At 29.4% G+C, this 13243-nt stretch carries 10 protein-coding genes; 3 read left to right on the top strand and 7 right to left on the bottom strand.

All coding sequences use genetic code 11. The features are described from left to right. Positions 1 to 47: 47 nt before the first annotated feature. The 3 genes from ACFOWD_RS02205 to ACFOWD_RS02195 all read left to right on the top strand — a co-directional run bounded on the left by ACFOWD_RS02205 (position 48) and on the right by ACFOWD_RS02195 (position 3218). Positions 48 to 1478, top strand: a complete 1431-nt coding sequence (locus ACFOWD_RS02205; RefSeq protein WP_377407743.1) for an SLC13 family permease — start codon at positions 48 to 50, stop codon at positions 1476 to 1478. Positions 1479 to 1578: 100 nt separating this feature from the next. Further along, a complete protein-coding gene (locus ACFOWD_RS02200; protein WP_298989947.1) occupies positions 1579 to 1944 on the top strand; it encodes a S24 family peptidase in 366 nt (121 codons plus the stop codon). Continuing rightward, complete coding sequence (locus ACFOWD_RS02195; RefSeq protein ID WP_377407741.1) at positions 1941 to 3218, top strand: Y-family DNA polymerase; 1278 nt, start codon at positions 1941 to 1943, stop codon at positions 3216 to 3218. Before ACFOWD_RS02200 ends, ACFOWD_RS02195 begins: the two co-directional genes overlap by 4 nt. On the opposite strand, the gene ACFOWD_RS02190 is transcribed toward ACFOWD_RS02195, so the two are convergent. From ACFOWD_RS02190 to ACFOWD_RS02160, 7 genes are all read right to left on the bottom strand, one after another. Beyond that, on the bottom strand, positions 3215 to 4750 hold the full coding sequence (locus ACFOWD_RS02190) for a YifB family Mg chelatase-like AAA ATPase (RefSeq protein WP_377407739.1): 1536 nt from the start codon (positions 4748 to 4750) through the stop codon (positions 3215 to 3217). The two genes, ACFOWD_RS02195 and ACFOWD_RS02190, sit on opposite strands and share 4 nt — an antisense overlap. Positions 4751 to 4784: 34 nt before the next feature. Further along, positions 4785 to 7364, bottom strand: a complete 2580-nt coding sequence (locus tag ACFOWD_RS02185) for a phosphoenolpyruvate carboxylase (protein ID WP_377407737.1) — start codon at positions 7362 to 7364, stop codon at positions 4785 to 4787. Positions 7365 to 7517: 153 nt separating this feature from the next. Further along, complete coding sequence (locus ACFOWD_RS02180; RefSeq protein ID WP_377407735.1) at positions 7518 to 9482, bottom strand: protein-disulfide reductase DsbD family protein; 1965 nt, start codon at positions 9480 to 9482, stop codon at positions 7518 to 7520. Next, positions 9479 to 10783: a tRNA lysidine(34) synthetase TilS gene (gene tilS / locus ACFOWD_RS02175; RefSeq protein ID WP_377407733.1), complete on the bottom strand. Its 1305-nt coding sequence runs from the start codon at positions 10781 to 10783 to the stop codon at positions 9479 to 9481. The genes ACFOWD_RS02180 and tilS overlap by 4 nt, the downstream gene beginning before the upstream one ends. Positions 10784 to 10806: 23 nt before the next feature. Next, positions 10807 to 11628, bottom strand: coding sequence for an alpha/beta hydrolase (locus ACFOWD_RS02170; RefSeq protein WP_377407731.1), 822 nt, complete (start codon positions 11626 to 11628; stop codon positions 10807 to 10809). Then, entirely contained in the window at positions 11625 to 11864 is a 240-nt protein-coding gene (locus ACFOWD_RS02165) for a hypothetical protein (RefSeq protein WP_298989914.1), read from the bottom strand. The genes ACFOWD_RS02170 and ACFOWD_RS02165 overlap by 4 nt, the downstream gene beginning before the upstream one ends. A gap of 2 nt (positions 11865 to 11866) precedes the next feature. Beyond that, on the bottom strand, positions 11867 to 13204 hold the full coding sequence (locus ACFOWD_RS02160; RefSeq protein WP_377407729.1) for an anthranilate synthase component I family protein: 1338 nt from the start codon (positions 13202 to 13204) through the stop codon (positions 11867 to 11869). Positions 13205 to 13243 lie beyond the last annotated feature (39 nt).

Here is a 13243-nt window from a genome sequence, read left to right as displayed (position 1 = left end):
CCTCTCAATTTTGAGAGGTTTTTTTTATTTTAGCACAAAGCTTACTAATGCTACTATCCAAAAAAATAGGTCTTATTTTGGGGCCGTTATTATTTTTTATCATTCAATTTTTACCAATAACCTTGGTTTCAGAAACAGGTGATGCAGTAATTGCAGTTGCTGTTTGGATGGTAATTTGGTGGATTACAGAAACTGTTCATATTGCTGTTACAGCATTATTACCACTTATTTTATTTCCATTATTAAAAGTGATGCCTATTGCAGATGTTGGTGCTAATTATGGTAGTCCCATCATCTTTTTATTCTTTGGAGGCTTTGTACTTGCTTTGGCTTTAGAAAAAGTAAATCTACATAGAAGAATTGCCTTAACAATTGTAAAATTAACAGGTACAACTCCAGAGAAAGTAGTGTTAGGTTTTATGCTAGCTACTGCTTTTATGAGTATGTGGATTAGCAATACAGCAAGTACAGTTGTAATGCTACCTATTGCAATATCAGTAATTAAACTATTAATTGATGATAAAGATGGGTTTACTAAAGGTGATAAAAATTTTGCCCTAAGTATAATGCTAGGTATTGCTTTTGCTGCAAATGCTGGAGGAATTGCTACAGTTATTGGTACACCACCAAATTCAGTTTTAATAGGCTTGTTAGAGAATCAATATAACATCCAAATTTCTTTTGTTACTTGGATGAGTTTTGGCTTGCCATTTTCTATCTTAATGATAGCAGCAGTTTATTTTGTATTGGTAAAATGGATGTTTCCTTGTAAAGGAATTTTGTTTACATCATCTGCTAATTTAATTGATGAAGAAATTTTGAAATTGGGTAAAATATCAAAACAAGAAAAAAGAGTATTAACCATTTTTGCAATCACTGTTTTTTTATGGATTACAAGAACATTAATCAATAGTATTTTTCCTACATTAAAATTGTCTGATACTATTATCAGTTTAATAGGTGCAGTTTCGTTATTTGCGATTCCACTAAATTTTAAAAAAGGAAATTTTGTTTTAGAATGGAATGATACTAGCAAATTAGCTTGGGGAATTTTACTGCTTTTTGGAGGTGGTTTAGCACTCGCAAAAGGTATGGCTTCTTCTGGTTTAGTAGCATTAATTACAGATACTATTGCAGCTGGTGAGTTTAATATTTTAGCAACAGTTTCATTACTAATTGTATTGATGTTGTTTATGACAGAGTTAATGAGTAATGTGGCTTTAGTTGCTGTTTTAGCTCCTGTAGTTGCAGGTATTGCAATAGGGCTAAACATACCTATTCTAAACTTATTAATCCCTGTAACTATGGCTAGTAGTTGTGCGTTTATGTTGCCAATGGCAACTCCACCAAATGCTATTGTTTTTGCGAGTGGTTATGTAAAAGTAAACCAAATGGTTAAAGCAGGTGTTGTCTTAAATGTAATTGCTGTTGGTCTACTAATTCTGTATTATCAATTTATAATTCCGTTATTTTTTTAACCTCTTTTTGTAAATTATTGATTCTCAAAAAACCTGAAATTTGTTAATTAATTTCTAAAAATTAACAATTGCGTATTCCTTTTTGCATTAATTTTAATGTGTGGAATCAGGCAAAGCAAACTTAGTAGAAAAATCGAAGAAAAGTTATCGAGTAAAACGACCCAGTCAGACTGGTTTTTCTAGTCCTGCAACACATTATACAGAACCTCGAATCGATTTAAATGATGCACTCATCAACAACCCTTCTTCTACATTTTATGTGCGTGTTATTGATGATAGTTTTTCTGAATTTCAAATTTTAAAAGATGATGTTTTAATCATTGACAAATCACTTACACCAAAACAAAATCAATTAGCAGTCATTACCAAAGAAGGCGCTTTCGAAATCACTAGAATCGATAAAGACTCAAAAGAAGAAATTCAGCTTTGGGGTGTTATTACTTACATTATAAAATCTACCTTATGATTGCTTTAGTAGATTGTAATAGTTTTTACGCCTCTTGTGAGCAGGTATTTAGACCAGATTTACAGAATAAGCCTGTTGTTGTGTTAAGTAATAATGATGGTTGTGTAATTGCAGCCAATAAAGAAGCAAAAGCATTAACGCATATTCCAATGTTTGAGCCTGTTTTTAAAATTAAAGAAGTTTTAAAAGCAAATAATGTTACGTGTTTCTCATCAAATTATACCTTGTATGCAGATATGTCTCAAAGAGTTATGGATACTTTGCGAGAATTTTCGCAAAATGTAGAAGAATATAGTATAGACGAAAGCTTTGTAGATTTATCTCATTATTCTATTTCTGAACTAGATGCTATTGCTAACGAAATAAAAGATCGTGTACACAAAAACACAGGTATTCCTGTTGGAGTAGGAGTTGCCAAAACAAAATCGCTTTCTAAAATGGCGAACAAATTTGCCAAAAAAGTTGCTGAAAATAATGGTGTTTATGTTGTAGAAAACGAAGAAAAAAGAATAGCAATGCTAAAGTATTTTTCGTTAAAAGATATTTGGGGAATTGGGAGACAGCACAAAATTCGTGTAGAAAAAACAGGAGCAAAAAGCGCTTACGATTTTACAAAAGTACCTTTAGCTTGGGTTCGTAAAGAAATGACAGTTGTAGGTGAGCGTTTGTGGAGAGAATTAAATAATTTTCCTTGTCATGAAATGACCATAAAAGTAGACAAGAAAAAAGGAATAGGAACAGCAAAATCTTTTGGCTATAAGTTAGAAGATTATGGTTTAATTGAAGAAGCTACTAGTTATTATGTAGCAGAGGTTGCAGATTTATTACGTCAGCAAAACTCAGCAGCAAGCTATTTAGAGGTTTTTTTACATACCAATTCGTTTAGTAATACAGATAAACAATACAGAAATAAAATTGTGATTACGCTAGACATACCTACAAATAGCACTATTAAATTAACCCAAGAAGCTTTAAAAGGATTACAAAAAATTTACAAACCAGGTTATCGTTATAAAAAAGTAGGGGTACAGTTATTTGGCTTGGTGCCAGATACAGATATCCAAACGAATTTATTTTATCAACCTAAAAAAAGTGAATCTTCTAAACTTACTAAAGTTATAGATGAATTAAATAGTAAGTTTGGCAAAAACTGCGTAAAGTTAGCTACAGTTGGTAATCGTGAAAAACAATGGGCTCTTATAAAAGAACACAGAAGCCCTAGGTTTACAACTCAATGGAAAGAGTTGTTAACGATTGGAAAATCTAAAAGTTAACCCAACCAACCCTCTCTATCTAAACTTCTATATTGTATGGCTTCTGCAATATGATCAGGAGAAATTTCTTTTGAGTTTGCCAAATCAGCAATAGTTCTAGCCACTTTTAAGATTCTATCATAAGCTCTAGCAGATAGGTTTAGTTTTTCCATGGCAGTTTTTAGCAACGTTTTACTTTCTTCTGATAATTTACAAAATGTACGAATTTGTTTTACTTGCATCTGTGCATTGTAATGCAAGTTTTCATAAGCAGCAAAACGTTCGGTTTGTATTTCTCTAGCAGCAGTAACTCGCTTTCTTATTTCTACAGAAGATTCTCCTTTTCTTTCTTCTGATAACTTATCAAAAGGAACAGGTGTTACTTCAATATGAATATCAATTCTATCTAATAATGGTCCAGAAATCTTACTTAAATAACGTTGCATTTCTTGAGGTGAAGAGGTCATAGGAGAATTTGGGTCATTAAAAAATCCACTTGGACTAGGGTTCATACTAGCAACTAACATAAAAGAACTTGGATACGTTACTGTAAATCTTGCTCTAGAAATTGTGACCTCTCTATCTTCTAAAGGTTGACGCATAACTTCTAAAACAGTACGTTTAAATTCGGGTAATTCATCTAAAAATAAAACACCATTATGAGATAAAGAGATTTCTCCTGGTTGTGGGTATTGTCCACCTCCAACAAGTGCAACATCAGAAATTGTGTGATGAGGACTTCTAAAAGGACGTTGAACCATTAAACCATTGTCTTTGGTTTTACCAACAACAGAATGAATTTTGGTAGTTTCTAACGCTTCACGCAAAGTCATGGGTGGCAAAATAGAAGGCAATCTTTTGGCTAACATAGTTTTACCTGCTCCTGGAGGACCAATTAAAATAATGTTATGTCCACCAGCAGCTGCAATTTCCATACAACGTTTTATAGATTCTTGTCCTTTAACATCAGAAAAATCAAACTCTGGGAAATCTAAATTTTTATAAAACTCGGCTCTTGTGTCAATTATAGTAGGTTCAATTTTTCTTTCATTATTAAAATGATGAATTACCTCTAAAATATTGTCTACACCAAGAATTTCTAAATCATTTACAATAGCTGCTTCTTTGGCATTTTCTTTGGGTAAAATAAAATGTTTAAAACCTTCTTCTCTAGCTTTTATGGCAATAGGTAAAGCACCTTTTATGGGTTGTAAACTACCATCTAAAGATAGCTCTCCCATAATTATATAATCTTCTATGTTTTTAGATTGTATTTGATTAGAAGCAGCTAAAATACCTATAGCCAAACTTAAATCATAAGCAGCACCTTCTTTACGAATGTCTGCAGGCGCCATATTAATAATGATTTTTTTACCAGGAAGTTTGTAATTATTATTATTTAAAGCTGCAGATATTCTATATGAACTCTCGCTAACAGCTTTGTCTGGTAAACCTACCAAATGATAACCTATACCTTTATCTATATTAACTTCAATAGTAATTGTTGTAGCCTCTATACCAAAAACGGCAGAGCCAAAAACTTTAACAAGCATATTTTTTTCTTTAAAAATAAAGAAAAAAATTAAATTATGCCGAATTTCTACTCGCGTTAATATTACCAAATAAAGAACGCATTACCATTTTTTCAAACACTTTGATTTCCTTTTCATTACCTCCAGATTTTTGTAAATCTTGTACTTTTTTAAGTGCATATTGCTGTATTGTTAATAAAGGCAACACTATGTTTTCTCTCATTTCTATTGAGGCTTTACCAACAGGATAATTCTCCATTAATGTAGAATGACCAGTTAACTTTAAAAGTAATCTTTTTGTAGTTTTATATTCTTCGTAAATTAGTTTCCAGAATTCGCCAAATTCTTCATCTTCAGCCATATAAGAGGTTAATCCAAAGAAAGATTTTGTTAAACTCATCATACTATTTTCTAACAAGGTTTTAAAGAAATCTGATGCATTATAAAAATCTACAATTTCATCGAATTTACCTGAATCTTCGTATTTCTTTAAGGCTGTACCCACACCAAAAAATCCTGGTACATTTTGTTTTAGTTGGCTCCAGCTACCTACAAAAGGGATTGCTCTTAATTGAGAAAAATCTAATGTATCAGAATTAGAACGTTTACTAGGTCTACTACCAATATTAGTTTTAGCATAGTACTTTAATGTACTCATTTTTTCTAAGTAAGGTAAAAACTTAGGATGATTTTTAAAGTCTACATAAGTTTGATAACTTGTAGAAGCTAAATCTTCAATTAATTTTCTGTGTTTTGTACTGATTTGATCTTTAGTAAAAACTTCATTCTTAATTCCAGAGCTAAGTAGTTGTTCTAAATTATATTGTGCAGAATTTTTTGTTCCAAAATTAGAACTAATAGTTTGTCCTTGTATGGTTAACTGAATTTCTTTATCCTCAATTGTTGGCCCTAAAGAAGCATAAAACTGATGGGTTTTTCCTCCTCCTCTTGCTGGTGGTCCTCCTCTACCATCAAAGAAAATAACTTCGATATCAAATTCTCTAGATACTTTTGTTAAAGCTTCTTTGGCTTTAAAAATACCCCAATTTGCCATTAAATATCCACCATCTTTAGTACCATCAGAAAAACCTAACATAATGGTTTGTTTGTTCTTTCTTTTAGATAAATGGTGTCTATAAGCTCTATTAGAATATAAAGTTCGCATTACACTTTCTGAATTTTCTAAATCATCTACAGTTTCAAAAAGCGGAATAACATCTACAGGTAGTTCATTTTCGAAACCACATAAATTTAACATAGCAAACGTTTGCATTACATTTAATGCTGTTTGATTATTACTAATGATGTATCTATTAGCTCCACGTTCTCCATTTCTTTGTTGTATGGTTTTTAATGCATAAATAGATTCAATGGTTTTTACAGACATTTCATCTGTAAGTATCTCTGGATCAATTTCTCCTTTAATTGTTGATAAAAGTTCTATTTGTTCTTCTGCTGAAAGGTTGTGATAATTTTTAGGAAAAGTTGTGTCTCCAGTAGCTAATAAATCATCTACAATTTGCGTAAAAGCTTTATGATGCACTCTACTATCTTGTCTAATATCTAAGCTCGCAAAATGAAAACCAAAAATTCTAACTTTATTGATAAAATCATTTATCTCTTCAATAAACAAAGAGTTATGATCATTTTTAATAATTTCTCTAATTTTTTCTAACTCACTTAGTAGAATTTTTTGAGAGAAATTTACCTTAGTATAACTTCTAACTACGTGCTTATATAGTCTTTTTTCTATTCTTGTTAAAATTTCTTCTACACCTGTAAAAGTAAAACGTCTTTTTAGTTTTCTAACATCTCCATAATAGCTTCTTAAAATAGATTGGCGTAATTTTTCTGCTACATCTAAAGTGATTTGTGTAGTTACAAAAGGGTTTCCATCTCTATCTCCACCAGGCCAAAAACCTAAATCTATGATTTCATTTTCTGTAGGATTACCATCGTAAATATTATCTTGAATGTAATTATATATGTTACTTACAGAATCATAAAAAACATTTTCTAAATACCAAATTAAACTTACAGCTTCGTCAAAAGGTGTTGGTTTTTTCTTTTTGTAAAAAGGAGTTTTACCTAATTGAGCTAATAATTTTTTAATCAGTAATAAATCATCATTTTGTATAGCTTTGTCTAAGTCTGTAATAATACCTAAAACACTACCAGGATAAAATTGTGTTGGGTGAGCAGTAAGAACAATTCTTACTTTAAATTCTTCTAGATATTTTTTTAATTGTTCTTTTTTATTACTTAAAATAGCTGTTTCTTTAGAATTACGAAGTGTTCCAAAACCTTCCATATTATTTACAATAGGAAAAGCTGCATCTTCAACAGCATCAAACAAAACAACTAAACGCTCTATATATTTTATAAAATGAAAAAGTAAATCTATCTGTTCTTTTTCTGTTGGATTATCTTGATATTTTTTGAAAAACGTTTCTACTATTTCTGTAGGGTTTTTTCCTTTTTCAAATCCTTTTTCACACATTTTTTGAAATAGAGGCAGTAAAACTCCAGTATCTCTTATAGTATCAAAAGGTAAGGTAACAAATATGCTATTGTATATTTGATATCTAGATAATACGTTATCGTTAAATAAAGTTAGTTTTGGTAATGCAGACATAATCTCACAATTTTATAGTGTGAAATTACGAAAATCTAAAAATAAAAAAGCTAGGTTTTTATGAATAATAGCTTAAAAAAATACGAAATCGATATAAATTAGACACACTTTTTTTGAAATACTCAATATTTGAATAGAAGTGTTGAATTTGTTTTATTTTTTGAAGTTTTGCAACCCTTTTTGTAGCCAACTATAATAAGTTTCTTTATCTGTGTATTGTTGTGCTGTATTTAATATTTCTAAATTAGGACTTAATAGCACATAATAAGGCTGAGATGCATTTTTAAAGTTAATTACTTGAAATGTAGACCATTTATCACCAACAGTTTTAATCTTTTTTATTCTTCCATTTTCTTTTAAAAAATCAAATTGTTGATTTTTTGGTAACTCTTTTTCATTATCATCTACATATAAAGAAATTAAGATATAATCATTTTTAAGGGTTTTATAAACGTTAGGAACACTCCATACGTTTTCTTCCATTTTTCTACAATTAACACAAGCCCAACCTGTAAAATCTAATAATATTGGTTTGTTAACTTCTTTTGCTTTTGCCAAACCTTCATCAAAATCTTTATAACAATCTAAACCTAAAGGGCAATCACTTTCTTGCTCATAAATACTGTAGAATTGTGGTGGAGGAAACCCACTTAGCAAACTCAAATTCCAAGTTGGATTTTTCAAAACTCCTGGTGAAATATAAACCACAAAAGCTAGTGTTAAAAAACCAAAAGAAATTCTAGAAAATGATAATTTTTTAATTGGTGAATCGTGTGGAAATTTAATTTTCGCAAACAAATACAGTGCTAAGCCAATAAAAACAACAACCCAAATACCTATAAATACTTCACGTTTCAATAAATCCCAATGAGCAACTAAATCTGCATTAGATAAAAATTTAAAAGCTAATGCTAATTCTAAAAAACCTAAAACAACTTTGGTTGTATTTAACCATCCACCAGATTTTGGTAAAGAGTTTAGCCAATTTGGGAATAACGCAAATAACGCAAAAGGCAAAGCTAATGCTAACCCAAAACCAGACATACCAGCTGTAAGTTGTATTGCTCCACCATCAGAAGTTAAAGAACCTGCTAATAACGAACCTAAAATAGGGCCTGTACAAGAAAAGGAAACAATAGCTAGCGTTAATGCCATAAAGAATACTCCTATGATACCTCCAACTGAAGAAGCATTATCCATTTTATTTCCCCAAGAACTAGGTAACGTTATTTCGTAAAAACCAAAGAAAGAAAAAGCAAAAAACACTAAAACTGCAAAAAAGAAAATATTTAGCCAAACATTAGTAGAGATGGTATTTAAAATTTCTGGATCTAAATTATCTAAAAAGTGAAAAGGAATACTTAATAAAATATAAATAAGTACTATAAAGAAACCATAAAGAATTGCATTAAAAACACCTTTACTTTTGTTTTTCGATTGTTTTGTAAAAAATGATACAGTTAGAGGAATCATAGGAAAAACACATGGTGTTAATAGAGCTAAAAGACCTCCGACAAAACCTAATAAAAATATATTAAGTAAACCATTTGAAGTATTATTCTCGTCTTCTGTAGAAGATTTTAATAATGCTGTATTTTTTAAGTCTAGCTTTAACTTTTTAGAAAGTTCTTTACTTTTTTCATCAATTGAGATATCATTGTTTATAATAGCACCAGAAAGAGAAATAGTAAAAAGTTCATCTATATTTATACAAGCAGTTTCACATACTTGACCAAAGAAGTTTAATTTAATAGTAGTTATATCTTTATTAGTTAACTCAATTCTTTGCGTAATTATGGCTTTGTCTTTAAAAACTATTTCTTCTTTTTCCCAAACGTCTGAATACTTTTTAAACGTATCTTTTTCATCTGCTTTACCAACTAATTTATATCCATTTTCACTTTCAGGAATTGTAATTTCTAATGGTAAAGAAGCTTCATCAGGGTTGTATTGAGAATACAAATACCAACCTTTATAAAGAGTAGCATTAAATATGATATCATATTCAGTTTCAGATATTTTTTTTACAGAAGTTTTTATTTCAATAGGATTTTCTTCAGTTTGAGAAAAACCTGAAAAGGCTACAATTAAAATTAAAAAATTGATGAATTTCTTCATGATAATACACTAATTTTTAAGTTGTTATTTTTTACAAAACGTCTATCCTGTCTATGATTTACAATCCACATAATTTGATTTTCTGCATTGCAAAGTAGCCAAGTATTTTCTTTATCTATTAAAGAGAATTTTTCATCTTTAAAATACTTGCTTAGTTTCTTTTTTCCTTGCATTCCTAAAGGATAAATATAGTCGCCTTTTTCCCATTTTCTTAATATTAATGGATACTTTAACAAATCTTTATCAACGTAAATTGTTTGTTTGTTTTCTGTTGATTTTTCAAATACTTCTTCAAATGTTAAGTGAATAGGATTTGTAATTTCTGTTATTTCCTCTTCTATTTGAAATGCCATTTCAATCGAGTTTGACAAATCTATTTTTGATAAAATCAGTACATTTCTATCTTTTAACAAACGATGCGTTTTAGAAAAAACTTGTTTTCCTGATTGTGCATTTAAAAGATCATATACATCATTCCATTCTGTAAAATGATAAGTTTTTAAAAGTTGATACAAATATGCTTTCGAATTTGAAAGTTCTTTAATTTTCTCAATATCTATTTTAATAAAATTAGCTTCCTTTTCAAGAACTTCTGATGCTATATTTTCAATGCTATCTTCTATAATTTGTTTACTCTCTTGCAAATTCTCTAAAGTTGTAGCAAAAGAATCTAAGATACTTGGGTTAATTTCTTTTAAAACTGGTAAAACTTGATGTCTAATTTTATTTCGAATGTATTTGTTAGAAGCATTACTTGCATCCTCTCTCCATTCTAAATCATAATCTTTTGCGTAGTTTAAAATTTCTTCTCTAGAAAAAGCTAAAAGTGGACGAACAATGTTTCCATTCACTTTTGGAATTCCAGTAAAACCATCTAACCCAGAACCACGAGTTAAATGAATTAGAAAGGTTTCTAAATTATCATCTGCATGATGAGCAGTTAAAACATAATCAAATTTATGTTCTGTTATTAATTTTTGTAACCAATTGTAACGTAACTCTCTTGCTGCAATTTGTGTAGAAAGTTTATGCTCTTTAGCATATTTTTCTGTATCAAAACTTATTGTAAAAATCTGATTAGACGATATTTGATTTAAATTTTTAATAAATTCTTCATCTAAATCACTTTCTTTACCTCGTAATTTAAAATTACAATGTGCTAAAGAAACATCATAATTTAATTTGTGTAATAAATGAAACAAAACTACAGAATCTACACCACCAGAAATGGCAAGTAAAAGTTTAGTATCCTTTAAAAAAGGAAATTCTTTAGTGATATGTTGTTTAAATTTTTGAAGCATTTATTACTTCAAAAGTACAGAATTTACAATTGAGATTTTAACCAATTTACAACATCTTCTAACATTTCTGATGCACATAAATCGTTATGCAATTCATGAAAGCCATCTTTATATAATTTTACAGCTGCTTTATGAGTGTTTTCTGCAAATTCTTCTGAGCCTTTATGATCTGTAATACTGTCAGAAGTTCCATGCAAAAATAACATGGGTGTATTTAATTTTGATGCATTTTCAATGGCCCAATTTCCTGTTTCTATAAATTTAATAGAATAATTAGGGCTAATTTTTGCATGTACTAAATCATCATCCATATATTTTTTTACTTCTTCTTTTTTTCTTGATAGCGCATTTGGGTCTAGCTCATTACCCATAGTTAAAGAAGGTACTATATTTTTTAACATTTTACCCACAAATAACTTTATTGCAGGTGGATCAAAAGCTAATTTTAAAAAAGGACTTGTTGCAATAGCTCCTTTAATTTGGTGCTCTTTTCTAAGTACATAGTTTGTAACTACATTACCACCCATAGAATGCCCATAAAGAAAAATAGGTTTGTTTGGAAAAAGCTTTTTTGCTTTTTCAATTACTGTCGTCACTGAATTTAAGACAGCTTCAAAATTTGGGTTATGTCCTCTTTTTCCTTTTGTTTTTCCATGACCAAACTGATCAAAAGTAACTACAGAAAAATCATTATCAGTTAATTTTTTTGCAACATGTTTGTATCTACTAGAATGTTCGCCCATTCCATGAACCAAAACTACAACTCCCTCTGTTTGCTTGGCTTCCCAATATTGACCATAAAAAGATGTATTATGAAAGTTAAAGTTAAATTCTTGATGTGTCATATTTTTTGATTTTTTAACCAAACTCTAATCTCTTTTTTTAAGGATGATTCTGGTTTTGGTAAAGGAATTGTTTTCCCAAATTGTTTGCTTCTGTTAAATTTACTGAAATTTATTTTTAGTTGTTTCCAATCTTCTGGATACATTTTTAAAAATGCACCAAACATATTTATTTCATTAGGCTTTTCTTTTAAGTTATTAAAGATAGATTGGAATTTTTCTTCTTTGTTATTAATCATAGCTATTTAGAATTTTGGAGCACAAATTTCATTGCTTTTGCTTTTAGTAAACACTCTTCATATTCCTTTTCAGGGATAGATTTTGCTGTAATTGCACCTCCTACAGAATAAGAAATATATTTTTTTTCTGAATTATATAAAATACTTCTAATAACTACATTAAAGTCAAAATCTCCTTCAGGAGTAAAATAACCAACAGTTCCAGAATACAAACCACGTTTGGTTTCTTCTAAATTTTCTATGATTTTCATTGCAGATACTTTTGGAGCTCCAGTCATACTTCCCATAGGAAAAGTATCTTTTAAAACTTGAATGGGATGAATGTCATCCTTTAATTCAGAAACGACTGTAGAAATCATTTGATGTACTTGCTTAAAAGAATATACTTTGCATAATTCTTCTACTTTTACACTTCCCTTTATAGCAGATTTTGAAAGGTCGTTTCTAACCAAATCAACAATCATTACATTTTCTGAACGTTCTTTAATATCTCTTGCTAAATCTGATGCTATTTTAGTATCGTCAATCTTACTTCTTAAACGTTTTGCAGTTCCTTTTATAGGTTGAGAAATTATTTTTGAGCCTTCTTTTCTAATATATCTTTCAGGTGAAGCACTTAACAAATATTGATGGTCATTTTTGAAAAAAGTAGCAAAAGGTGGTTTAGAGATTTCATTTAAGTCTTGATATACTTTTACAGGATCTATAGTACTATTTTCAGCATAAAATTCTTGACAAAAGTTGGCTTCATAAATATCACCTCTTTTAATATGTTCTAAAACTTTAGTCACTTTAGAATAATACTCATCTTTATGAATACGAAGTTTTATTTTGATGTTTTTGTCACCTTGAGCAAAGTCGAAAGGTCTTTTTTTCTTTTCTGTTAGAGAAACTTCGTCAAGCTCAGTTTTACAAATTGCTTCAAAATCAATTGCTATCTCATCATCTGCCATTTTTAAATAATGAAATTCAATAGCGTTGTCTTTGATAAAAAATAGTTTTTGTGGCTGAAAAAAATAAATATCAGCAAAGTCTAAACCGTCAAAATTGTTAGAATTAAGTTCTTCTATATCATTTTTTACATCATAAGATAAATAACCAAAAATATAGTCTTTAGTAATACTTTGATATTCTTTTAATTTCTCAAAAGCATTCAGATAATCTGTTTTTATAGAAGTGAATTCTTCAACAGCTAAAGCTGCATCAAAACTTGTATATTGTTGTTTGTAGTTGTTAGAATCTAACCATAAAACAGTTTCAAATTGTTGAGACCAAACCAAAAGCTGGTCTTTAAATTTTTGAACATCTTCAACTAAAAAAGTTTTAATGGTTCTTTGCATAGAATTGTAAAAATACTTGAAAGTTTTGGAAACAAAAAA

Origin of the sequence: Polaribacter marinivivus, assembly GCF_042651285.1 — a bacterium.
Classification (GTDB): Bacteria; Bacteroidota; Bacteroidia; order Flavobacteriales; family Flavobacteriaceae; genus Polaribacter; species Polaribacter marinivivus.
The sequence above is the reverse complement of the archived record's forward strand: the minus strand, read 5'-3'. Positions and strand labels throughout refer to the sequence as shown.